The organism is Caballeronia sp. INML3B (assembly GCF_023631305.1).
Taxonomy (GTDB): domain Bacteria; phylum Pseudomonadota; class Gammaproteobacteria; order Burkholderiales; family Burkholderiaceae; genus Caballeronia; species Caballeronia turbans.
The window spans coordinates 128,150-149,582 of sequence record NZ_JALQDI010000001.1; the positions used below are offsets into that span (position 1 = coordinate 128,150).

At 63.0% G+C, this 21,433-nt stretch carries 22 protein-coding genes; 10 read left to right on the top strand and 12 right to left on the bottom strand.

Translation table 11 applies throughout. From position 1 onward, the window contains the following. Window positions 1-214: 214 nt before the first annotated feature. The 9 genes from hslU to NCS58_RS00600 all read right to left on the bottom strand — a co-directional run bounded on the left by hslU (window position 215) and on the right by NCS58_RS00600 (window position 9,381). Window positions 215-1,552 carry an ATP-dependent protease ATPase subunit HslU gene (gene hslU / locus NCS58_RS00560; RefSeq protein WP_061116636.1) on the bottom strand — a complete coding sequence of 446 codons (1,338 nt, stop codon included), beginning with the start codon at window positions 1,550-1,552 and terminating at the stop codon, window positions 215-217. 12 nt (window positions 1,553-1,564) lie between these two features. After that, complete coding sequence (gene hslV / locus NCS58_RS00565) at window positions 1,565-2,101, bottom strand: ATP-dependent protease subunit HslV (protein ID WP_061116637.1); 537 nt, start codon at window positions 2,099-2,101, stop codon at window positions 1,565-1,567. Window positions 2,102-2,472: 371 nt separating this feature from the next. Beyond that, a complete protein-coding gene (dksA, locus tag NCS58_RS00570) occupies window positions 2,473-2,889 on the bottom strand; it encodes an RNA polymerase-binding protein DksA (RefSeq protein WP_035499449.1) in 417 nt (138 codons plus the stop codon). A 567-nt stretch (window positions 2,890-3,456) separates the two neighbouring features. Continuing rightward, window positions 3,457-4,524 (bottom strand): GTP-binding protein, encoded by a 1,068-nt coding sequence (locus NCS58_RS00575; RefSeq protein WP_061116638.1) that lies wholly within the window; start codon window positions 4,522-4,524, stop codon window positions 3,457-3,459. Window positions 4,525-4,645: 121 nt separating this feature from the next. Continuing rightward, on the bottom strand, window positions 4,646-5,845 hold the full coding sequence (locus NCS58_RS00580) for a class I SAM-dependent rRNA methyltransferase (protein WP_250537593.1): 1,200 nt from the start codon (window positions 5,843-5,845) through the stop codon (window positions 4,646-4,648). A 37-nt stretch (window positions 5,846-5,882) separates the two neighbouring features. Continuing rightward, entirely contained in the window at window positions 5,883-6,833 is a 951-nt protein-coding gene (gene xerC / locus NCS58_RS00585; protein WP_061116640.1) for a tyrosine recombinase XerC, read from the bottom strand. Between the two features lie 2 nt (window positions 6,834-6,835). Beyond that, window positions 6,836-7,555 (bottom strand): DUF484 family protein, encoded by a 720-nt coding sequence (locus NCS58_RS00590; RefSeq protein ID WP_250477240.1) that lies wholly within the window; start codon window positions 7,553-7,555, stop codon window positions 6,836-6,838. A gap of 15 nt (window positions 7,556-7,570) precedes the next feature. Next, the gene (dapF, locus tag NCS58_RS00595) at window positions 7,571-8,443 is read right to left on the bottom strand and encodes a diaminopimelate epimerase (RefSeq protein ID WP_250537594.1); all 873 of its coding nucleotides are present in this window, start codon (window positions 8,441-8,443) and stop codon (window positions 7,571-7,573) included. Window positions 8,444-8,496: 53 nt separating this feature from the next. Further along, window positions 8,497-9,381, bottom strand: coding sequence for a lipid A biosynthesis lauroyl acyltransferase (locus NCS58_RS00600; RefSeq protein WP_061116643.1), 885 nt, complete (start codon window positions 9,379-9,381; stop codon window positions 8,497-8,499). A 274-nt stretch (window positions 9,382-9,655) separates the two neighbouring features. On the opposite strand from NCS58_RS00600, the gene metK reads away from it, so the two are divergent. Then, complete coding sequence (gene metK, locus NCS58_RS00605) at window positions 9,656-10,843, top strand: methionine adenosyltransferase (protein WP_061116644.1); 1,188 nt, start codon at window positions 9,656-9,658, stop codon at window positions 10,841-10,843. Window positions 10,844-10,966: 123 nt separating this feature from the next. Next, window positions 10,967-12,082, top strand: coding sequence for an alkene reductase (locus tag NCS58_RS00610; protein WP_250537595.1), 1,116 nt, complete (start codon window positions 10,967-10,969; stop codon window positions 12,080-12,082). 5 nt (window positions 12,083-12,087) lie between these two features. Here the strand turns inward: NCS58_RS00610 and NCS58_RS00615 are convergent, their stop codons facing one another. Further along, on the bottom strand, window positions 12,088-12,438 hold the full coding sequence (locus NCS58_RS00615; RefSeq protein WP_250537596.1) for a hypothetical protein: 351 nt from the start codon (window positions 12,436-12,438) through the stop codon (window positions 12,088-12,090). A 311-nt stretch (window positions 12,439-12,749) separates the two neighbouring features. Between NCS58_RS00615 and NCS58_RS00620 the strand changes: the two genes are divergently transcribed. Further along, on the top strand, window positions 12,750-13,526 hold the full coding sequence (locus NCS58_RS00620) for a phytanoyl-CoA dioxygenase family protein (RefSeq protein ID WP_250537597.1): 777 nt from the start codon (window positions 12,750-12,752) through the stop codon (window positions 13,524-13,526). 9 nt (window positions 13,527-13,535) lie between these two features. Here the strand turns inward: NCS58_RS00620 and NCS58_RS00625 are convergent, their stop codons facing one another. Further along, window positions 13,536-13,739, bottom strand: coding sequence for a DUF3185 family protein (locus tag NCS58_RS00625; RefSeq protein WP_061116648.1), 204 nt, complete (start codon window positions 13,737-13,739; stop codon window positions 13,536-13,538). A 65-nt stretch (window positions 13,740-13,804) separates the two neighbouring features. Continuing rightward, window positions 13,805-14,602 (bottom strand): mechanosensitive ion channel family protein, encoded by a 798-nt coding sequence (locus tag NCS58_RS00630; RefSeq protein ID WP_250537598.1) that lies wholly within the window; start codon window positions 14,600-14,602, stop codon window positions 13,805-13,807. Window positions 14,603-14,833: 231 nt separating this feature from the next. Between NCS58_RS00630 and mgrA the strand changes: the two genes are divergently transcribed. The 7 genes from mgrA (at window position 14,834) to NCS58_RS00665 (ending at window position 21,378) form a co-directional block, all read left to right on the top strand. Further along, window positions 14,834-15,877 carry an L-glyceraldehyde 3-phosphate reductase gene (gene mgrA, locus NCS58_RS00635; RefSeq protein ID WP_061116650.1) on the top strand — a complete coding sequence of 348 codons (1,044 nt, stop codon included), beginning with the start codon at window positions 14,834-14,836 and terminating at the stop codon, window positions 15,875-15,877. Window positions 15,878-15,986: 109 nt separating this feature from the next. Further along, window positions 15,987-16,367, top strand: a complete 381-nt coding sequence (locus tag NCS58_RS00640) for a hypothetical protein (RefSeq protein ID WP_250537599.1) — start codon at window positions 15,987-15,989, stop codon at window positions 16,365-16,367. After that, on the top strand, window positions 16,354-17,124 hold the full coding sequence (locus tag NCS58_RS00645) for a ferredoxin--NADP reductase (protein WP_061116652.1): 771 nt from the start codon (window positions 16,354-16,356) through the stop codon (window positions 17,122-17,124). Before NCS58_RS00640 ends, NCS58_RS00645 begins: the two co-directional genes overlap by 14 nt. Before the next feature lie 341 nt (window positions 17,125-17,465). Next, window positions 17,466-18,338, top strand: coding sequence for a sensor histidine kinase (locus tag NCS58_RS00650; protein WP_250537600.1), 873 nt, complete (start codon window positions 17,466-17,468; stop codon window positions 18,336-18,338). Between the two features lie 11 nt (window positions 18,339-18,349). Further along, window positions 18,350-19,003 (top strand): response regulator transcription factor RqpR, encoded by a 654-nt coding sequence (gene rqpR, locus NCS58_RS00655; protein WP_061116654.1) that lies wholly within the window; start codon window positions 18,350-18,352, stop codon window positions 19,001-19,003. 157 nt (window positions 19,004-19,160) lie between these two features. Further along, the gene (locus NCS58_RS00660; RefSeq protein ID WP_284502063.1) at window positions 19,161-20,621 is read left to right on the top strand and encodes an amino acid permease; all 1,461 of its coding nucleotides are present in this window, start codon (window positions 19,161-19,163) and stop codon (window positions 20,619-20,621) included. Between the two features lie 280 nt (window positions 20,622-20,901). After that, window positions 20,902-21,378, top strand: a complete 477-nt coding sequence (locus NCS58_RS00665; protein ID WP_061116656.1) for a (2Fe-2S)-binding protein — start codon at window positions 20,902-20,904, stop codon at window positions 21,376-21,378. Window positions 21,379-21,433 lie beyond the last annotated feature (55 nt).

A 21,433-nucleotide genomic window follows, 5' to 3' on the forward strand; every position in this document is an offset into this window, starting at 1 on the left:
GGACGCCATAGGGGTTTGTACCGAAATTTCTATTGCGTCGCATCAACCGTCTGTGTATTATTGGAACTGTCTCCTCCATGTCTCCTCCTGATATGGATTCAGCCCGCCGACCAGGCGGGCTTTTTTTTGCCCGCCTTTTTTGCCACGTTTCAAACGCGGCAGGCACAAAAAACCGGGCTCGCAGCCCGGTTCGTTGCATGCACCGCCGCGGTCGTTACAGCACGTAGCGCGACAGGTCTTCGTCCTCCGCCACCTCGCCGAGCGCGCGGTCTACGTATGCGGCATCGATCCGCACCGGCTGCCCCGTGTGATTGCCCGCCGCGAACGACACTTCCTCCAGCAACTTTTCGATGACGGTATACAGCCGTCGCGCGCCGATGTTCTCGGTCTTCTCGTTCACCGAAAATGCGATTTCAGCGAGACGCCGGATGCCTTCGTCGGTGAAATCGAGCTCGACGTCTTCGGTTGCGAGCAGCGCCTTGTACTGCTTCACGAGGCTCGCGTCGGTCGAATTCAGGATCGATTCGAAGTCCCCGACCGACAGCGAATCCAGCTCCACGCGAATCGGAAAACGCCCTTGCAGCTCGGGGATCAGATCGCTCGGCTTGGCCAGATGGAACGCCCCGCTCGCGATGAACAGGATGTGATCGGTCTTGATCATCCCGTACTTCGTGTTGATGGTCGTGCCTTCGACGAGCGGCAGCAGGTCGCGCTGCACACCCGCGCGCGACACTTCGGCGCCGCCCGCCTCGCTGCGCGACGCGATCTTGTCGATTTCATCGAGGAACACGATGCCGTTCTGCTCGACGTTCTGCACCGCCTTGCTCTTGACCTCTTCGTCGTTGAGCATCTTGCCGGCTTCCTCATCCGTCAGGAGCTTGAGCGCTTCCTTGACCTTTACCTTGCGCCGCGTCTTCTTGCCGCCGCCGATGTTCGCGAACATCGAGCGGATCTGCTCGGTCATGTCTTCCATGCCCGGCGGCCCCATGATGTCCATGCCGACTTGCGGCATTTCCACATCGAGCTCGATTTCCTTGTCATCGAGCGCGCCTTCACGCAGGCGCTTGCGGAAGGTCTGGCGCGTGGCGTTATCGCCTTCGCTGCTCGATTCGGCCGCGCCGAAGCCGACCGGGCGCGCGCTCGGCAGCAGGATGTCGAGAATGCGGTCTTCGGCGCGATCTTCCGCCTTGGTACGCACCTTCTTCATCTCGGATTCGCGTGTCTGCTTGACGGAAATCTCGATCAGATCGCGCACGATGCTGTCCACATCGCGCCCGACGTAGCCCACTTCGGTGAACTTGGTCGCTTCGATCTTGATAAACGGCGCATCCGCGAGTTTCGCGAGACGGCGCGCGATCTCGGTCTTGCCGACGCCCGTCGGCCCGATCATCAGAATGTTCTTCGGCGTGATTTCCTGACGCAACGGCTCGGCGACCTGCTGACGGCGCCAGCGGTTACGCAACGCGACGGCAACCGCCTTCTTCGCGCGTCCTTGGCCGATGATGTGCTTGTCGAGTTCGGAGACGATTTCGGAGGGAGTCATGGTGGTCATCGCTTGGGTCCTTTATTCGATCGTCTCGATGACGCGATTGTGGTTGGTGTAGATGCACATGTCGCCGGCGATGGTGAGCGCCTTTTCGACGACATCGCGCGGCGCGAGATCCGTATTCTCGACGAGCGCCTGCGCCGCCGCTTGCGCGTATGCGCCGCCCGAGCCGATCGCGGCGATGCCGTGTTCCGGGTCGAGCACGTCGCCGTTGCCGGTGATGACGAGCGTCGTGTCCTTGTCGGCCGTGATCAACATTGCTTCGAGCCGGCGCAGCATGCGGTCGGTGCGCCAGTCTTTCGCCAGTTCGACGGCGGCGCGCGTCAGATTGCCCTGATGTTTCTCGAGCTTCGCTTCGAATCGATCGAGCAGCGAGAACGCGTCGGCGGTGCCGCCGGCGAAGCCGACCAGCACCTTGCCGCCATAGATGCGGCGCACTTTCTTCGCGCCCCCTTTCATGACGATGTTGCCGAGCGTCACCTGACCATCGCCGCCCAGCGCGACCTTGCCGTCGCGGCGCACGGAGACGATGGTCGTGCCGTGAAATTGTTCCATGTGCGTTCCTTGTGAAAACCAGAAGGACGCGGGCGGCTTCGTCGTCGAGCGACCGGCCGCCGCGCAGTCGAGAATTCGATGGAGTGCACGGCGCGGGGTTCCGTCAGAGCTCGAGGCCTCGGGCGGACGGCGCCGCGCGCGCGCCAGCCGCGATCAGGCTGTTGCGGGGCGCGTCGAGTGAATTTTAGGGCGGCGGCAGATTTATCAAGGCATGTGGTGTCGTCGCCCGCCGTTTTTACCTGCCGGAAAGCAAAAAGGCACCCCTTCTATGGGTGCCTTTCTCCTGATGCAATTACGTGCGAGCAGCTTTTCGCGGCGGCGTCTTCCCCGTGGCGGGCCGGTCCCGCGACGCTCGCCTGCCGACGACGATTTCAGTCGCCGAAAAGCTTCTGGCGCAGTTCGCGGCGTTCCTGAGCTTCGAGCGAGAGCGTGGCCGTCGGGCGCGCGAGCAGGCGCGGAATGCCGATCGGTTCGCCGGTCTCTTCGCACCAGCCGTAATCGCCCGAATCGATGCGCGCGAGCGATTGCTGCACCTTCTTCAGAAGCTTGCGCTCGCGATCACGCGTGCGCAGCTCCAGTGCATGTTCTTCCTCGATGGTTGCGCGATCCGCCGGATCCGGCACGATCACCGTTTCCCGCAGATTTTCGGTCGTCTGGCCGGCATTCTTCAGAATGTCCGCTTGCAACTGCTCGAGCCGGTTCTTGAAGAAGGCGAGTTGATCCTCGTTCATGTAGTCCTTCTCGCTCATCTTCAGGATTTCGGCTTCGGTCAAGAGTTTCGTTGTCATCTGCTTGCTTCTTCAATGTAAGGCGATGTCTGCGCAACGCCCGCACTTGCGTTACCCGCATGCAGCGCATCAGGACGCTTGGGCTGCGCGACGCGCCGATGCGGGGCCGAACTCCTCTGGAAACCGATCTTGGATGATGCTCCGGATGACCGGGCGCATTCGCATGGCCCCGGATTTCCGGCCCCGGTGCTTTGTCTTGATTTGCCTTCCCCCGGCAAATCGAGGCATCGTCCCGACGGGACATCCCTTTTCCTAACGTCCGCCGAGCGAGCGCCTGAAAGACGCGCATTCAGCGAAACTGCCCTTCTCCAGTGGGGCTGTATTGTAACTGAACCGCAAATTCCGACGATAACCGAGGAAAACCCTGTCAATTCGCGCCGGAATTTCAAAAATATAACGCTTGAACGTGCAAAAAGCGATGTCGGTTCGTGCCCGCGGTTACACACGCGCACTAAAAGTCGATCATGAAAAACGCCGCACGCGAGGCAATCGCGTGCGGCGTTTTATTTCGGTGCCCGTTTTTCGCCCGCGCGTGCCGTGCACGATCCAAGCGAGATGCATGCCGGATTACTTCACGAGGCAGGCGTCGAGGCCGTCGGTGATCAGATCCTTCGGAAGCTCGATGCCGATGAACACCATCTTGCTGTTCTTCTTTTCGATCGGCATCCACTTGCCGGCGAGGTCGCTGCCCATCATCTGATGCACGCCCTGGAAGACGACCTTGCGATCGACGCCCTTCATATACAGCACGCCCTTGTAGCGCAGCAGCCGCTCGCCATAGATCTGCAGAATGCCGCCGAGGAAATCTTCGAGGCGGTTCGGATCGAACGGCTTCTCGCTGCGGTACACGAAAGACTTGATCTTGTCGTCGTGGTGCGCGTGATGGTGGTGATGTCCGTGCTCGTGCTCGTGATCGTGGCTGTGATCGTGGCCGCAGGTGGAATGATCGTGATCGTCATGCGCGTGGTCGTGATCGTGATCGTCTTCGGCGAGGAAGTCCGGATCGATTTCGAGCTTCGAGTTCAGATTGAAGCCCCGCAGGTCGAAAATTTCCTTGATGTCGGCATCGCCGAAATTCACGACCTTGATCGCCGCGCGCGGGTTCATGTGCAGCAGGCGATGCTTCAGCGCTTCGAGTTCGTCGGCCGAGACGAGATCGGACTTCGTGACGAACAGACGATCCGCGAAGCCGACCTGCCGCTGCACCACTTCGTGTTGATCGAGCTGCGAATTCGCGTGCTTCGCGTCGACGAGCGTGATGATCGCGTCGAGCAGGAATTCGTCGGCGACGGTGTTATCCATGAAGAACGTCTGCGCGACCGGACCCGGATTCGCGAGGCCGGTCGTTTCGATCACGACGCGGTCGAAATCGAGCGTGCCCGCCTTGTTGCGATTCGCGAGATCTTCGAGCGCGCGTGCCAGATCGCCGCGGATCGTGCAGCAGATGCAGCCGTTGCTCATCTGGATGATCTGCTCGTTCGTTTCCTGCACGAGGATTTCGTTGTCGATGTTCTCTTCGCCGAATTCGTTCTCGATCACGGCGATCTTCATGCCGTGCTGCTCGTTCAGGATGCGCTTGAGCAGCGTGGTTTTGCCGCTGCCCAGAAAGCCGGTCAGGATGGTTACGGGGATCATGGTGTCGCCTGTGTCCTTGTCTGTAATACGTAGATCGCACTGAATCGGGTATTGAAACATATTTGTCAAGCCGACGCTTCCGTGCTCCGCGCCGCAGTGCATCGCGGCTACATTAGGCCGATCAGGCGATTTGCAACAGCAGCCCTTTCAGGTATTCGCCTTCCGGAAACGCCGTCAGCAGCGGATGATCGACGCCCGCGCCCAGCCGTTTCAGGATCCGCGCATCGACGCGCGCGTCCGCGGCCGCGCCCGCGACGATCTTCTGAAACAGCTCCGAATCGATCGCGCCGGAGCACGAATAGGTGAAGAGCAGCCCGCCCGGACGGAGCAACTTGAAGCCGCTCAGATTGATGTCCTTGTAGGCGCGCGCGGCGCGATCGACGGTTTCCTTCGACGGCGCGAATTTCGGCGGATCGAGCACGATCAGATCGAAGCGCTGGCCTTCGTCGTAGAGACGGCGCAGCGTCTTGAACGCGTCGGCGTCGAGCCACTCGGCCTTTTCGGCGTCGAACCCGTTCGCCTTGACGTTTTCGCGAGCCAGCGCGAGCGCTTCACCGGACGAATCGACGGAAACCACGCGTGTCGCCCCGCCTTTCAAGGCGGCGAGAGAGAAACCGCCTGTATAGCAGAAGCAGTTCAGCACTTCGCGGCCTTGCGCGTTCTGCGCGACGAGCACGCGGTTGTCGCGCTGATCGACATAGAAGCCTGTCTTGTGGCCGTTACGCACGTCGACGTGATAGCGCACGCCGCATTCGTTCGTGATGAGCGTCTCGGGCGGCGCGTCGCCCGCGAGCACGCCGGTCGTCTGTTCGAGGCCTTCCTTCTGGCGGATCGAAACGTCCGAGCGCTCGTAGACGTTCGGGCAGCCGGTCGCGGCGATCAGCGCCTGCACGATCGCTTCCTTCCACGCTTCGACGCCCGTTGCCATGAACTGGCAGACGAGCTGCGCGTGCGTGCCTTCGTCCCCGACGTAGTAATCGACGATCAGTCCCGGCAAGCCGTCCGCTTCGCCGAAGACGAGACGCGTGGCGCCGGTGTCCTTCACCATCGTCTGGCGGTGCGCGACGGCGCGCTGCACGCGGCGCTTGAAGAACGCGTGATCGACCGGCTCGCTCTCGTCGAACGTCCAGACGCGCGCCCTGATCTGCGAGTGCGGGCTGTACGACGCGCGCGCGAGAAAGCGCCCATCGGCGGCGCGCACGGTGACGGTCGCGCCGGGCGCGGGATTGCCGTCGATGCGCGCGATGGCGTTCGCGTAGATCCACGGATGGCGGCGGACGAGCGATTTGTCCTTCGCCGGTTTGAGCGTGATGGTGTTCATTGCGTTGATTAATGCAGCGCGCGAGGCGCTGTCGGGATCAATCGCGCTTCTTTGCGCGCGGGTGCGCCGCATCGTAGACGCGGGCGAGATGCTGAAAATCGAGCGACGTATAAACCTGCGTGGCCGTGATGCTCGCGTGGCCGAGCAGCTCCTGCACCGCGCGCAGATCGCCGCTCGATTGCAGGACATGCGTGGCGAAGGAATGCCGCAGCACGTGCGGATGCACGTTCGACGGAATGCCGGCCTGCAGCGCGAGCCGCTTAACGCGCTCGCGCACCACGCCGGGCGACATGCGATTGCCGCGCACGGAGAGAAAGAGCGCGTGCGGATCGAGCTTGACGAATTCGCCGCGCACGTCGATCCATGCGCGCAATGCTTCGAGCGCCTTGCTGCCGACGGGCACTTTGCGCATGCGCTTTCCTTTGCCCAGAACCGTGACTTCCGCGTTCGCCAGATCGATCCAGCCCTGCGACGTATGTTCTTTGGTATCGACGTGGCGCACGTCCAGCCCGACGAGTTCGGCGAGCCGCAGGCCCGACGAGTAGAAGAGTTCGAGGATCGCGTGATCGCGCAGTGCTTCGGTCGTGCCGGCTTGCGGCGCGTCCATGAGCCGGCTGGCGTCATCGACGGAAAGCGCTTTCGGGAGCGTCTTTTCGCGTTTCGGCGCGCGCACCGTCGCGACGGGATTCGCGGGCATCTCGACACGCTCGGCGAGCCATCGATAGAACGCGCGCCACGCCGACAGCCGATGCGCGATCGAGCGCGACGACAGCCCGCCCGCATGTGCCCGCACGACCGCGCCGCGGATATCGGCGGCGGTCAGCGACTCGAGCGGACGGTCCTTGGCGAGGGCGCGCAGTTCGCTCAACTCGTATGTATAGCCGCGCAGGGTGTGCTCGGACAGATGCCGTTGATGCTCCAGCATCGCAAGATAGTCGGCGATCACACCGCCTTGGGGGGCATCCTTCGGGGCGTCGGCGGCGTCCATGTTCAGTGCGGCAGCAAGCGGGACAGCGCGGCGCTCGCCAGCGCGCCGATCTGCGTGAGGAAGTCGGTCGCCATGCCGTCGTGGAAGCGGCGCGGATCGGGCGAGCCCATCACGAGCAGGCCGAAGCTCGGCGCATCCGGGCCGGCTTGCGGATCGCGCAGCGCGATCAGCGAGACGGATTCGATCGTACGGTCGGTGTCGGGCGGGCCGTCGCTGGGCGGGACCGTCGCCGATGCCGAATTCACCGCGCCGAGCCACTGCGCTGCCGCGAAGCCCGTGTTCGCGCCGCAGTACGGCGCGGCGAGACTGCTTGTGAATATGCGCACTTCCTCGCCGACCTGACGAGCGAAATCGGCCTGCCGGTACGCTTCGTCGATATCCCACACGCGCAGCGCGGCGTGTGGCACGTCGAAAACTTCGCACAAGCCCTTGCTGATCGTCGCGGGCAACGCGTACGGATCGCGCTGGGAAATCACGCGCACGGTCCAGCGGTTGAACTTGCTCGAGATGCTGTCGTTCTCGTGGCCGTAACGCAGCAGCTCGGCGAGACGCCGTTCGAGTTGCTTGTTCTTGTCGCGCAGCATTTCCATCTGGCGTTCCTGCAGCGACACGGCGGCTTTGCCGTGCGGATTCGAAAGCCGGATGGTGCCGAGCAGTTCCGCGTGCTCGGCAAAGAAATCGGGGTTGTCGAGCAGGTAGTCGGCGACTTCGCGTGGATTCATGGTGACGTGTATGCGTTAGACGATGCGATCGAGCTCGATTTCACCCTCGAAAACGGTCGCGGCGGGGCCCGCCATGAAGAGCGCGGCGGATTCGTCGCGCGCGCCGCTCCAGCTGATTGTGAGCGTGCCGCCATGTGTTTCGACGCGCACGGGCGTTTCGAGCAAGCCGCGGCGGATGCCGGCGGCCACCGCCGCGCATGCGCCCGTGCCGCACGCAAGCGTTTCGCCCGCGCCGCGCTCGTAGACGCGCAGCTTCACCGAATGGCGATCGACGATCTGCATGAAGCCCGCGTTGACGCGCTTCGGAAACCGCGCGTGGCGCTCGATGAGCGGACCTTCGGTCAGGACCGGATAAGCCTCGACATCGTCGACGATCTGCACCGCGTGCGGATTACCCATCGATACGACGGAGATCGGGCGCGTTTCACCATTCACGTCGAGCGGCCAGAGGGTGTCGTTGCCTTCCTTCCGGCCTTCGAGCCCTTGCGCGTCGAACGGGACGCGAGGCGGATCGAACACCGGCGTGCTCATATCGACGACGACTTCGCCGTTTTCCTGCATCGTCAGCGTGATGATGCCGTTCTGCACCTGCACGCGCACGGTGGATGCGTCGGTCAGCCGGCGATCGCGCACGAACTTCACGAAGCAGCGCGCGCCGTTGCCGCAATGCTCGACTTCGCCGCCATCGCAATTGAAGATGCGGTACTTGAAGTCGACGCCGTCGATGGTCGGCTTTTCGACGAGCAGCAACTGATCCGCGCCCACGCCGAAATGGCGGTTCGCGAGCGCGCGCACTTGCTCCGCGGTCAGATCGAGCGCCTGCGTGTAGCCGTCGAGCACGACAAAGTCGTTACCCGCGCCTTGCATCTTGGTGAATTTGAGTTTCATCGCGCTATTGTATGTGACCCGCCAGCGCGGCGTTTCGCGCCGCGCACACGCTTTTAGTAAAAGCTCGGCTCGCCCGGGGGCCGCGTCTTGAAGCGCTTGTGGACCCAGTAGTACTGCTCGGGCATGTGCGGAATCTGCTCTTCCAGGAACGCGTTCATGCGGCGCGCGTCGGCTTCGTCGTCGCCGGTCGGGTAGTTGTCCCACGGCTCGAAGATCTTCAGCCGATAACCCTTGTAATCCGGCAGAACCTCGCCGATGAACGGCACGACCTGCGCCTTGCCCGTCTTGGCGAGCCGGCCGACGGCCGTCAGCGTGCAGGTCGGAATCCCGAAGAACGGCACGAACGTGGAGTTGCGCATGCCGTAGTCCATGTCCGCGCCGAGCATCACCGGCTTGCGGTCGCGCAGCCAGCGCAGCACGATGCGCGCGCTGTCGGCGCGGCTCGCCATGTCGGCGCCGAAGCGCGCGCGCTGCGTCTTGGCGAGCTCCTCGATCTGCGGATTCGAAAAAGGCTGATACAGCGATCCGCAGCGACGATGCAGCGAATAGTTCAGAAAAATCGACCCCGCTTCGATGCCGACGAAATGCAGGCCGAGAAAGAGCGTGGGCGGCAGATCGGGATCGGTTAGATCGACGGCGCTTTCCACCTGAATCAGCTTCTCGAGCTTTTTCGCCGAGCCGAACCATTGCACGCTGCGCTCGACATAACTGCGGATCGCGTGCCGAAAATGCTTCTGCGCGATGTCCTCGCGCTTTTCGTCGGACCACTCCGGGAAGCACAGTTTGAGATTCGTGTGAACGATGCGCTTTCGGCGGCTCGGAATCTGATAGAGCAGCCAGCCGAGGGCGTCGCCGAAACGCGCGGTGATGCCGTACGGAATGAGCGCCAGAAACTTGAGAAAGCCGATGGCGAGCGCGACGCCGATGCGCCCTAGCATGAGCGGCTCCAGCGAACGGACGGACGGCCGCGAAGTGCGGATGGTTGATGCGTGGTGGATAGCGGCAAGCGTTCGGCTCTGTGAAAACAAGGGAAACCGGTATAATAAAACCTTCGCCGAGTTAATGGACAACTTGCGGGGCGAAGCGGGTCGGAGACTTCTGAACTTGTGGAAGTCGCCGGCCCGGAAAGACATCCGCTAAAGCGTCGCCGCTTCAGACTCCAGACGAAGACGGCTACGTGAATATCAACCGTACTCAAATGGAGTCTGAAGCGTGTCGAACGACTATCTCTTTACTTCCGAATCCGTTTCCGAAGGCCACCCGGACAAGGTCGCCGATCAAATCTCCGACGCCATCCTCGACGCCATCTTGTCGCAGGACAAATATTCGCGCGTCGCGGCGGAAACGCTCTGCAACACCGGTCTCGTTGTCCTCGCGGGCGAAATCACGACCACCGCCAACGTCGATTACATCCAGGTCGCGCGCGACACGATCAAGCGCATCGGTTACGACAACACCGACTTCGGCATCGACTATCGCGGCTGCGCGGTGCTCGTCGCGTATGACAAGCAATCGCCGGATATCGCGCAAGGCGTGAACAAGGCGCACGACGACAACCTCGATCAAGGCGCTGGCGACCAGGGTCTGATGTTCGGCTACGCGTGCGACGAAACGCCCGAGCTGATGCCGCTGCCGATCCACCTCTCGCACCGCCTCGTCGAGCGCCAGGCTAACCTGCGCCGCGACGGCCGTTTGCCCTGGCTGCGTCCGGACGCGAAGTCGCAGGTCACCGTGCGTTACGTCGACGGCAAGGCGCACTCCATCGACACCGTCGTGCTCTCCACGCAGCACTCGCCGGACATCGACCTGTCGCAGTTGCGCGAAGCGGTCATCGAGGAAGTCATCAAGCCGACTCTGCCGAAGGAACTCATCAAGGGCGACATCAAGTTCCTGGTGAACCCGACGGGCCGTTTCGTCATCGGCGGTCCGCAAGGCGACTGCGGTCTGACGGGCCGCAAGATCATCGTCGATACGTACGGCGGCGCGGCTCCGCACGGCGGCGGCGCGTTCTCGGGCAAGGACCCGTCGAAGGTCGACCGCTCGGCGGCCTATGCGGGCCGTTATGTCGCGAAGAACATCGTTGCGGCGGGTCTCGCATCGCGCGCGCTGATTCAGGTCTCGTACGCGATCGGTGTCGCGCGTCCGACTTCGGTGATGGTGAATACGTTCGGCACGGGCCGCGTGTCGGATGCGGAGATCACGAAGCTCGTTCTCGAGCACTTCGACCTGCGTCCGAAGGGCATCATCCAGATGCTCGACCTGCTGCGCCCGATCTACGAAAAGACGGCGGCGTACGGCCACTTCGGCCGCGAAGAGCCGGAATTCTCGTGGGAATCCGCGGACAAGGCGCTCGTCCTGGCCGAAGCGGCGGGCACGGAACCGGTCGCGAGCGTGGCGTAACGCCATTCGCTGAACGAGCGGGACACGAACCGGCGAGCATTGCGCTCGCCGGTTTTTTTATGCCTTCGCGGCGCGATTATTGCGACTTCCACGGACGACACCCCCGCCGCCAATGGAACCGCCATGCCGTTCGACTCGCTTCTCTCACCTGTCACCATCGGCAATCTGCAGTTGCCCAATCGCGTCGTCATGGCGCCGCTCACGCGCAACCGCGCGTCACAGCCAGGCGATGTGCCGTCCGAAATGAGCGCGCACTTTTACGCGCAGCGCGCGAGTGCGGGTCTCATCGTCAGCGAGGCGACTCAGGTATCGCGGCAAGGTCAGGGCTATTTCGCGACGCCGGGCATCTATTCGGATGCACAGGAATCCGGATGGAAATCCGTCGTGGGCGCGGTTCATGCACGGCACGGACGCATTGCGTCGCAGTTATGGCATGTGGGGCGCGTGTCGCATCGATCGCTTCAGGAAGACGGCGCATCGCCCGTCGCGCCGTCCGCGGTGCGCGCGCGCAACACGCAGGTGTTCGTGAAATGCGAGGACGGCTCATACGCCATGACCGATGCCGACGAACCGCGCGCGCTCGAAGCCGATGAGCTGCCGGGCATCGTTCTGCAGTTCGTCGACGCCGCGCAGCGCGCGAAGCGTGCCGGCTTCGACATGATCGAAGTGCACGCGGCCAATGGCTACCTGCTGCATCAGTTCATGGCGACGGGCACCAACCGGCGCACGGACGACTATGGCGGCGGAATCGAAAATCGCGTGCGACTGGTCGTCGATGTGCTGGAGGCGGTGGCGGGCGTGATGGGCGCGCATCGCGTGGGCATACGCATTTCGCCGAACTTCACGGAATTCGACCTGCAAGACGATGATGGCGAGGCGTCATCGCTGTATCTGGCGCAGGAGTTGAAGCGCATCGGCGTCGCGTATCTGCATCTCGCGGAAGGCGACTGGGCGGGCGGCGCGCCGCTTTCGGAAGGCTATCGTCGCGCGCTGCGTGAGGCTTACGACGGCGCGATCATCGTCTGCGGCGAGTACACGGCGGAGGAGGCGGACGCGCGCATCGAGCGAGGCGAAGCCGATGCCGTGGCCTTCGGTCGCGCGTATATCGCCAATCCGGATCTGGTCGAGCGCTTCAGCGCAGGCGCGCCGCTCAACACGCCCGACGAGGCGACGTTCTACGGCGGTGGAGAAAAAGGCTACACCGACTACCCGGCACTCGACGACGCCAGGCCCGACTGAGTCGCTCAGCGCGCGGCGAACGCGTACCAGCCGGCGCTGCTCGCCGACACGCGACGCGGACGGCGGCTCGTCAGCGCGGCTGCCTTCGGCTTGGGCGCCGGTGCGCGCAGTTGCACCGGACGGCGCAAAAGCGCTCGCAACGACACCCGGCGCGAAGCCGTGCGCACGCGCAAATTGAAGAAGAAACCGCGGAACCACGACCGGATGCCATCGACCGGATGCACGTTCTTCAATTGCTCGGCGAGCACCTGAGTGCGGGCGGAGTGATGACGCAACGCGCGGATCATGCCGCGGCGGGCAGGGCGCGCGGCCCGCGAGGCAACGCGAGTCAAGCCGATAGCGATTCGGTGGTTCATGTCAGCGGAGGTCGATTGCGTGGAAGCAGACTCGACGATAGTCGTCTCAAAAATAGCGTTCAAGGCTTCGATTCAACAGCGTTTGCCAAGTTGCACCGAATGAAGTGCCCAATGTACAAGACCTTTGTTACCCCGGTAAGTCCGCGTTTTCCCTGTCGATTTATGAAGCGGTTGCTGATGAAAATCGGCCGATGCATTGTCACACGGGCCTTCCCGCGCTGCCGGATTTACAATCGCCGTATTCGCCCTAATTCCGGATATAGCGTCGACGGCATGAATAAAATCGAAAGCCGTTGGAGGCAAGAACTGAAATGTCTGATCAAAACGCGTTGAAATCGAAGAAAGAACAGGTGCGCGAACTGCGCGAAAAAGGCTATGTGATCGTTAAGGGACTGGTCACGAAGGGACGTTGCGATGCGATGCGCGAGGTCGCCCGCCAGCAACTCGCCGAGGCTGCTGCGCCCGTGGAGTTCGAGGCCGATCTGAAATATCCCGGCGCGCCCGATTCGAAGGACGCGCCCGGCGGACATACGGTGCGCCGTCTTCTCGACGCTTACGTGCGGCATCCGCTCTTCGCGGAGTTCGCGACGTCACCCGACGTGCGCGGCTGGATGGAGCTGTATTTCGGCGAGACGCCGTATCTGTCGCGCGCACATCACAACTGCATGATGACGAAGCACCCCGCGTACGGCAGCCTGACGGGCTGGCATCGCGATGTGCGCTACTGGGCGTTCGAGCGCGACGATCTGGTATCCGCATGGGTCGCACTCGGTGACGAAAAGGTGGATAACGGCGCACTGTGGTTCGTGCCCACCTCGCACAAGCTGCCGTTTACGTCCGATCGCTTCGACGAAGCCAAGTTCTTCCGCTCCGATCTGCCCGAGAATGCGGCGCTGATTCGCACGGCGGTGTCGCCCGAACTGGAAGCGGGCGATGTCGTCTTCTTCCACTGCAACACGTTGCACTCGGCGGGCAAAAACCTCACCGATCAGGTGAAGTTCTCGCTCGTGTTCACGTATCGCGGCGCGAGCAACGTGGCGCTGCCCGGCACGCGCTCGGCGTCGAAACCGGAAGTGCCGCTGGTCTGAGCGTTCAGTTCAGCGCTTCGACGGCAAAGCGAGGCCGATCAGCCCCGCGAGCGACGCGACGATCCCGCCCGCGATCAGCCAGATGGTCTTGCTCGTGGGCGAGCCGGTGAAGAAGCGCGAGACGTCGTTGGAGAGCGAATGAAACGACTGGCCGCCGAAATACAGCAGCACGACGCCGCCGACAAGCAGCGCAACGGAAATCGCTCGGGTCATAACATGTTCTCGTAACTTGAGGGCGCGTCAGGTTAGCGGGTCTGCACGGGCGCGTCCACTCCGCTTCAGGCGGCTTGCGCCTCTTCGCGCGTGTAGGGCTGGATCTTGCGCAGCAGATCGGCCATGACGTACTGATGATCGCTCCGGCTCGTCCACGCGCCGAGGTTGTACTTGACGCCGGTATCCGTGTAATCGGCGACCGCGACCCACGGCGCCGACGGCCCGTCCTGCACGATGCGCGCATCCTGGCTCATCAGGTTGCGCAATTCCGCGAGCACGGTTTCGACCTTCAGCCCATGCTGCGCCTGAAAGTTAATGACGACGCGCCGGCGATCGTTCGCGCTGTAGTTGGTAATGGCATTCGCCCAGATGAGGCTGTTCGGCACGAACATGACGATGCCGTCGGCTTTCGTGAGGCGCGTCGTGAACAGTCCGATTTCATTGACGGTCCCCGCCGTCGTGCCCACACCTTCGATGTAGTCGCCCACACGAAACGGCCGCAACAGCAGAAGCATCAGACCGGCCGCGATATTCTGCAACGTGCCCTGCAACGCGAGGCCGATGGCAAGACCGGCAGCGCCGAGCACGGTCAGGATGCTGGCTGCGGCAATGCCGAACTTGCCGAGCGCCGCGACGATGGCGACGACGCGGATCGCCCACATCGCCAGGCTGGCCAGCACCGGCGTGAGCGTGGCGTCGACATTGGTGCGGCCGAGCGTGCGGCGCATCGCGTTCGCGACGGCGTTCGAAATCGACCATCCCACCGCGAGAATCAGGATCGCCAGCAAGATGTCGATGCCGTAGGTCACGGCGATTGCGGTGAAGGAGTCGTAGGCGGGGCGCAGTCTGTCGATCGAATCCATGAGTCAGGTTCCTTGCAAAAGAATCTGCATTTGTCCCGATTCGCGTTCGATCGTTCCCATTACTGACCATTCGGCCGATGCCGAATAGCGGGAACGCGAAGCGCGTCTGCGCGCTTTGTCCCGATTGGCTTACCATTGACGCCCTTGGCAGGGCGCGTGCACACGCATATCCAGTGCGCTCTCCTGCCGGTCGCCGTCCGATCAATTCGCAATCCGCAGAGGAAATCCGTCATGGCCTACGAAGCAGCGTCCGAGCGTTATACGCAGATGCAATACCGCACCTGCGGCAAGAGCGGGCTGAAGCTGCCCGCGCTATCGCTTGGTTTGTGGCACAACTTCGGCGATACGACGCCGATCTCGACACAACGCGACATTCTTCGCACCGCATTCGATCTCGGCATCACCCATTTCGATCTCGCGAACAACTATGGGCCGCCGTACGGCAGCGCCGAGGCGAACTTCGGGCGCATCTTCAAGGACGACTTCCGGCCGTATCGCGACGAATTGCTGATTTCGTCGAAAGCCGGCTGGGACATGTGGCCTGGCCCGTACGGCCAGGGCGGCGGCTCGCGCAAGTACGTGCTCGCGAGCCTCGATCAGAGCCTGAAGCGCATGGGCCTCGATTACGTCGATATCTTTTATTCGCACCGCTTCGACGCCGACACGCCGCTCGAAGAAACAGCAGGCGCGCTTGCGACGGCCGTGCATTCGGGCAAGGCGCTCTATGTCGGCATCTCATCGTATTCCGCGACGAAGACGCGTGAAATGGCGAAGCTGCTCGCGGAGCACAAGGTGCCGCTGCTGATCCATCAGCCGTCGTACAACATGTTGAACCGGTGGATCGAAGAGGAACTGCTCGACACGCTCGACGATGTCGGCGCCGGCAGCATCGCGTTCACGCCGCTCGCGCAAGGTCTGCTGACGAGCAAGTACCTGAACGGCGTCCCGCAGGACGCGCGCGTGAACAAGCCGGGCGGCGGGTCGCTCAAGCAGGAGCATCTGAGCGACGCGAACCTCGCGCACGTGCGCAAGCTCAACGAACTCGCCCAGAAGCGCGGCCAGAGCCTCGCCCAGATGGCGCTCGCGTGGGCGCTGCGTGGCGGGCGCGTGACGTCGGTGCTGATCGGCGCGAGCCGCGCGGAACAGGTCGCGGAGAACGTCGGCGCGCTGAAGAACCTCGAGTTCACGAAGGAAGAGCTCGCGGAGATCGATCAGCACGCGCAGGAAGGCGGCATCAATCTGTGGGAAAAGCCGTCGACGGATCAACGTATCTGACGCGCCCAGCCTTTCGCCAGGAGGGTATTTCGGGATAAGGACGGCGTCCGTTGCTATGATGCGGGCTCGGCTTCTCGGCAGCGATCGCCGCCGGTCCTGGCCGCCGGCCATGCAGCCAGCAGAAAAGCGCACTTCTTCAGCACGCACGTTCGCCCACGAGGCACGCGTGCGCGCCTTTGCCGCCGTCATGACATTCGGACCGCGAAACGGCTATCGGGTTAAAATAGCCGATTGCGCCGGGCTGTCTGGTTTTTTGCGCGACGTTCACGCATGGCGCGGCGTGAAACGCTGTCTTCGAATCTGGGTTTCGGGTCAATCAGCGACCTTCCCCCATTCGATCGTCCTGTTCGGGCAGCGCAGCGCCCTCGTAGCGCGCTTTATGTTCGACGCCGGCCCGGCGTGGCATCGGCCGCAAATCAGCCGCAAATCAGCCGCGAGCGTCAGAGCGTCACCGTTTTCGCACAGTTCAAGAAGCCATGAGCAACCTTAATTCTCAAACCGTTCTGAGCGTCCACCACTGGACCGATACGCTTTTCAGTTTCACCTGCACCCGCGATAGCTCGTTCCGCTTTGAGAACGGCCAGTTCACGATGGTGGGTCTCGAAGTCGACGGCAAGCCGCTTCTGCGCGCCTACAGCCTCGCGAGCGCGAACTACGAAGAGCATCTCGAATTTCTGAGCATCAAGGTTCCCGACGGCCCCCTTACCTCGCGCCTGCAGCATCTGAAGGTCGGCGATTCGGTGCTCATCGGCAAGAAGCCGACGGGCACGCTCGTCGCCGACAACCTGCTGCCCGGCAAGACGCTGTGGCTCCTGTCGACCGGCACCGGCCTTGCGCCGTTCATGTCGATCATCAAGGACCCGGACGTCTACGACCGCTACGAGAAGATCGTGCTGACGCACACGTGCCGTTTCGTCGACGAACTCGCGTACAAGGATTTCATCACCGAGCACCTGCCGGCGCATGAGCATATCGGCGAAATCGTCTCCGAGAAGCTCGTGTATTACCCGACGGTCACGCGCGAGGAATTCGCGAACCGCGGCCGCATCACCGATCTGATCGAGACGAAGAAACTGTTCGCGGATCTCGCGCTCGAGCCGTTCTCGATCGAAAACGATCGCGTGATGCTCTGCGGCAGCCCGCACATGCTCCGCGATACGCGAGAGTTGCTCGACACAATGGGCTTCCAGGAAGGCAGCAACAATCATCCTGGCCACTATGTGGTGGAGAAAGCGTTCGTCGGCTGAGCCGGCAAGACACCGCCTATGCAAAGACCGGAGCCGCGCGCTCCGGTTTTTTTTCGTCTCGCCGCGTCGCGCCGCAGGTCGTCTTGTTACAAATTGGCGGCCGTCAGTAGGTGTTTTTCCTACGCATTATGCGCAGCGACTTGGCAAATGACATGAACTTCGTTCGGCGAAGCCTTGCCGGACATGGATTTATCATATTTTTGAGATATGATCCGGTAACGCTGAAACGGCGCGCAAGACCGCGCAGTCCGTCATCGATGTTACAGAGTGTAAATTCAGTTACGCCTCTCGTGAGCTTGCCGAGGACGTAGCTCAAGTTGCGCTCAACGCGAGGATAGTGAATGAATCCGTCGGCTACGATCACGCTCGAAGAGAGCCCGATTCGCCGCGCCCCGCTGCGGGGCGTTCCGTCACCGGCGCCCGAATGCTCCGGCGCGCCGTTCGCCTCTCCCTATTCCGCGCTGATCGACGCCAAGCTCAAGGGCGATCGTCAGATTCAGCGCCTCACCGCCCGTATCCAGGAACTCGCCGCGCTGCTCGCCGCCACGGAAGAGCGCGCGCGCCAGGCGCTTGCACAGGATCTCCACGACGAAACCGGCGCGGCGCTCACTGTCGCGAATCTCGCCCTCGCGCGCGCCGAGCACCGGCTGCCCGTCGATGCGCCCGCCGCGCTCGCCGACGCGCTGCGTCAGGCGCGCGCCGCGCTTGCGGAAGTCTGCGAGACGAGCCATCGCATCGTCGAAGGGTTGCAGACGCCGACCTTCGACGCGAACTTCGCCGCCACGCTCGCCGACTGGATCGCGTGCTTCGGCGCCCGCACGGCAATTTCCATCGACTTCTCCTGCCCGGACGATGCGCGGCTGGATCGCATGTCGCGCGACATGTCGCTCGCACTCTTTCGCGTGATGCAGGAAGCGCTCTGCAACGTCGCACGCCACGCGCAGGCGGCGCGCGCGAGCGTGACCATTTCGCTCGATGGCCAAGGCGTGATGCTGACTGTCACCGACGACGGCGTCGGCATCAGCGCGACCGCACGACGCAAGGGCGGGCGCTTCGGCCTCTCGGGGATGCGCGCGCGCTGCGAGGCGCTCGGCGGCAATCTGCGCGTCGCGGCGGCGAAGCCCGTCGGCGCATGCGTGCGCGCGCGTCTGCCGTGGACCGCGGCGCGTCCCGGTCTCTTCGCGCTCGTCACGCCACACATGTTCAGCGCCTGAGGCCGCCCGCGATGCTCAGAATCCTGCTCGCCGATGACCACGCCATCGTGCGCCGCGGCGTCGCGCAATTGCTTCTGGAACGTGGCGTTGCTTCCGAAGTGTCGGAGGCGGAGACCGGCATGCAGGCGCTCGCGCTGGCCGCGCGCCGTCCGCTCGACGTCGCGATGCTCGATATCTCGCTGCCGGACGTGAACGGTATCGACGTACTGAAGCGTCTCAAGCGCGAAAGTCCGCGTCTGCCGGTGCTCATGTTTTCGATGTATCGGGAGGATCAATACGCGGTGCGCGCGCTGAAGGCGGGCGCGTCGGGTTACGTATCGAAGACGGCGGACCCGGCGCTGATGATCGGCGCGATCCAGCAGGTCGCGGCGGGCCGCAAGTACGTGAGCCCCGAAATGGCCGAAGCGCTCGCGACTTACGTTGCGCTCGACACCGAGCGCCTGCCGCACGAAAAGCTGTCTGACCGCGAATATCAGACGCTCTGCATGCTCGCCTCGGGAAAGCGGCTGACCGACATCGCTCATGCCTTATCGCTTTCGGTTAAAACGGTGAGCGTTTATCGCGCACGGTTGTTGGAAAAGATGAAGCTCGCGAACAACGCGGAGCTTACTTTCTATGTGATGAGCAACCGTCTCGTCGATATGAATCCGGCCATCGCCGGATAACAATTTATCTTGTACAAGATAAATCGAGGATGAATCTGTAGAAAATCGCCGCAAAAGCGCGCCCGGTGCCCATTTACCGGGCAATCTCCGAGTCTCCGATAAAATGTCGGGTTTTCCCGCAGCAGGGCGCCCGCGCGCCAGAAGGAGACTCATCGCAATGTCGTTGTTCCGCAAGAAAAATATCGAGCACATGCTGGCCGGCGCGCAAAGCACGTCGCTCAAGAAGACGCTCGGCGCCCTCGATCTGACATTCCTCGGGATCGGGGCCATCATCGGCACGGGGATTTTCGTGCTGACCGGCACCGGCGCCGTGCAGGCCGGTCCGGCGCTCATGATTTCGTTCATCGTCGCGGCGATCGCCTGCTGCTTCGCCGCCCTCGCCTACGCCGAATTCTCGTCGACGATTCCCGTCGCCGGCTCCATCTACACCTATTCGTACGCGACGCTCGGCGAGCTTGCCGCGTGGATCATCGGTTGGGACCTGATGCTCGAATACGGGCTTGCGACGTCGGCGGTGTCGGTCGGCTGGTCGGGCTATCTGCAATCGCTGCTGTCGGGCTTCGGCATTTCGCTGCCTACGGCGCTTTCCGCCGCGCCGGGCGCCGTGCCCGGCCACGTCACTTTCTTCAACCTGCCCGCGTTTCTCGTGATGATGGCGATCACGTCGCTGCTCTCGGTCGGCGTTAAGGAATCCACGCGCGTGAACAACATCATGGTCGCGATCAAGGTGACGGTCGTGCTGCTCGTGATCGCCGTGGGCGTGTTCCACGTCAAGCCGGCGAACTGGCATCCGTTCATGCCGAACGGCTGGTCCGGCGTGTTCGGCGCGGCGGCGGTGATGTTCTTCGCGTTCATCGGCTTCGATTCGGTGTCGTCAGCGGCCGAGGAAGTGAAAAATCCGAAGCGCGATCTGCCCATCGGCATCATCTCGTCGCTCGCGGTGTGCGCGGTGCTGTACGTGGCGGTCGCGGCTGTCGTGACGGGCATCGTGCCGGCGGCGCAGTTCGCGAACAATCCGCATCCGGTCTCGTTCGCGCTTCAAATGGCCGGCCAGAACTGGGTCGCGGGCTTCATCGATCTCGGCGCCGTGCTCGGCATGCTCACCGTGATTCTCGTGATGAGCTACGGTCAGACGCGCATCATCTACGCGATGTCGCGCGACGGCCTCTTGCCCGCGCGGCTGTCGAGCGTGCACCCGCGCTTCGCGACGCCGTTCTTCACGACGTGGCTGGTCGGCATCTTCTTCGGCCTGATCGGTGCGCTCGTCCCGCTCAACGTGCTCGCCGAACTGATCAACATCGGCACGCTCGCCGCGTTCTCGATGGTCTCCATCGCCGTGCTGATCCTGCGCCGCACGCATCCGGATCTGCCGCGCGCGTTCCGCTGCCCGGGCGTGCCCGTGGTGCCCGTTCTCGCCGTGGCCTCGTGCCTGTTCCTGATGATGAATCTCCAGGCGATGACATGGATCGCGTTCGCGGTGTGGCTCGTGATCGGCCTTGCGATCTACTTCCTGTACTCGCGCCGCCACTCGGTACTCGGACGCGCGCCTCTCGAAGCGCCGCGTGCCGCCGCGTCGGCCGCCAACGCGCAGAAGAAGCGCGAAACCGTGGCGCACTGAGCGCCATCGTCCTTCGCAAAAGCGCCGCCCGAGAGGCGGCGCTTTGCTTTTGCGGCCGCGATTCCGTGAATATGGGACGGACGTTCGCGCGGATAGCGACGCCCGCCGATTTGTGTTTTACTCGATGTCACAATCACATAACACCCAATCCGGCTGAACGCTCGCGGCGGCAGTAGGCAGGTGCGTGGCGCAAGGCTGGTCCATCCCACAGCAGTGAAACTGCATGGGATCAGAGTGAGGCGCAAAAGCGCCGGCTCTGATCGCAAAGGAGACAGTGAAAATGGCGCTCAGCATCAGCCTGACGGTCAACGGGAAACCCGTGACCGCCACCGTCGAACCGCATCTTCTGCTCGTCCAGTTCCTCCGCGATCAACTCAGGCTCACCGGCACGCATATCGGCTGCGACACCGCGCAGTGCGGCGCGTGCACCGTTCATCTCGACGGCCGCGCGATCAAGTCGTGCAACATCCTCGCCGTGCAGGCGGATGGCATGACAGTGACGACCATCGAAGGCATGGCTAAGGACGGCCAGCTTCATCCGATGCAGGCGGCCTTCAAGGAATGTCACGGTTTGCAGTGCGGCTTCTGTACGCCGGGCATGGTGATGACCGCGAGCGCGCTGGCCGCGCAATCACCGGACCTTTCCGAAGAAGACGTGCGCGAACAGCTCGACGGCAATCTGTGTCGCTGCACGGGGTATCACAACATCGTGAAAGCCGTTCTCCACGGCGCGCAGGCCATGAAATCCGGCGCCTGACGCGACGCCCATCTCCCTTACGAAACGATGAATCGCGCCTTTCTCGCCCTGTGCG

What these genes read in the sequence shown, in the direction of transcription:
- hslU (WP_061116636.1), bottom strand. Translation starts at nt 1,552, where the DNA reads ATGACCACCATGACTCCCTCCGAAATCGTCTCCGAACTCGACAAGCAC.
- hslV (WP_061116637.1), bottom strand. Translation starts at nt 2,101, where the DNA reads ATGGAACAATTTCACGGCACGACCATCGTCTCCGTGCGCCGCGACGGC.
- dksA (WP_035499449.1), bottom strand. Translation starts at nt 2,889, where the DNA reads ATGACAACGAAACTCTTGACCGAAGCCGAAATCCTGAAGATGAGCGAG.
- NCS58_RS00575 (WP_061116638.1), bottom strand. Translation starts at nt 4,524, where the DNA reads ATGATCCCCGTAACCATCCTGACCGGCTTTCTGGGCAGCGGCAAAACC.
- NCS58_RS00580 (WP_250537593.1), bottom strand. Translation starts at nt 5,845, where the DNA reads ATGAACACCATCACGCTCAAACCGGCGAAGGACAAATCGCTCGTCCGC.
- xerC (WP_061116640.1), bottom strand. Translation starts at nt 6,833, where the DNA reads ATGGACGCCGCCGACGCCCCGAAGGATGCCCCCCAAGGCGGTGTGATC.
- NCS58_RS00590 (WP_250477240.1), bottom strand. Translation starts at nt 7,555, where the DNA reads ATGAATCCACGCGAAGTCGCCGACTACCTGCTCGACAACCCCGATTTC.
- dapF (WP_250537594.1), bottom strand. Translation starts at nt 8,443, where the DNA reads ATGAAACTCAAATTCACCAAGATGCAAGGCGCGGGTAACGACTTTGTC.
- NCS58_RS00600 (WP_061116643.1), bottom strand. Translation starts at nt 9,381, where the DNA reads ATGCTAGGGCGCATCGGCGTCGCGCTCGCCATCGGCTTTCTCAAGTTT.
- NCS58_RS00610 (WP_250537595.1), top strand. Translation starts at nt 10,967, where the DNA reads ATGCCGTTCGACTCGCTTCTCTCACCTGTCACCATCGGCAATCTGCAG.
- NCS58_RS00615 (WP_250537596.1), bottom strand. Translation starts at nt 12,438, where the DNA reads ATGAACCACCGAATCGCTATCGGCTTGACTCGCGTTGCCTCGCGGGCC.
- NCS58_RS00620 (WP_250537597.1), top strand. Translation starts at nt 12,750, where the DNA reads ATGTCTGATCAAAACGCGTTGAAATCGAAGAAAGAACAGGTGCGCGAA.
- NCS58_RS00625 (WP_061116648.1), bottom strand. Translation starts at nt 13,739, where the DNA reads ATGACCCGAGCGATTTCCGTTGCGCTGCTTGTCGGCGGCGTCGTGCTG.
- NCS58_RS00630 (WP_250537598.1), bottom strand. Translation starts at nt 14,602, where the DNA reads ATGGATTCGATCGACAGACTGCGCCCCGCCTACGACTCCTTCACCGCA.
- mgrA (WP_061116650.1), top strand. Translation starts at nt 14,834, where the DNA reads ATGGCCTACGAAGCAGCGTCCGAGCGTTATACGCAGATGCAATACCGC.
- NCS58_RS00640 (WP_250537599.1), top strand. Translation starts at nt 15,987, where the DNA reads ATGCAGCCAGCAGAAAAGCGCACTTCTTCAGCACGCACGTTCGCCCAC.
- NCS58_RS00645 (WP_061116652.1), top strand. Translation starts at nt 16,354, where the DNA reads ATGAGCAACCTTAATTCTCAAACCGTTCTGAGCGTCCACCACTGGACC.
- NCS58_RS00650 (WP_250537600.1), top strand. Translation starts at nt 17,466, where the DNA reads ATGAATCCGTCGGCTACGATCACGCTCGAAGAGAGCCCGATTCGCCGC.
- rqpR (WP_061116654.1), top strand. Translation starts at nt 18,350, where the DNA reads ATGCTCAGAATCCTGCTCGCCGATGACCACGCCATCGTGCGCCGCGGC.
- NCS58_RS00660 (WP_284502063.1), top strand. Translation starts at nt 19,161, where the DNA reads ATGTCGTTGTTCCGCAAGAAAAATATCGAGCACATGCTGGCCGGCGCG.
- NCS58_RS00665 (WP_061116656.1), top strand. Translation starts at nt 20,902, where the DNA reads ATGGCGCTCAGCATCAGCCTGACGGTCAACGGGAAACCCGTGACCGCC.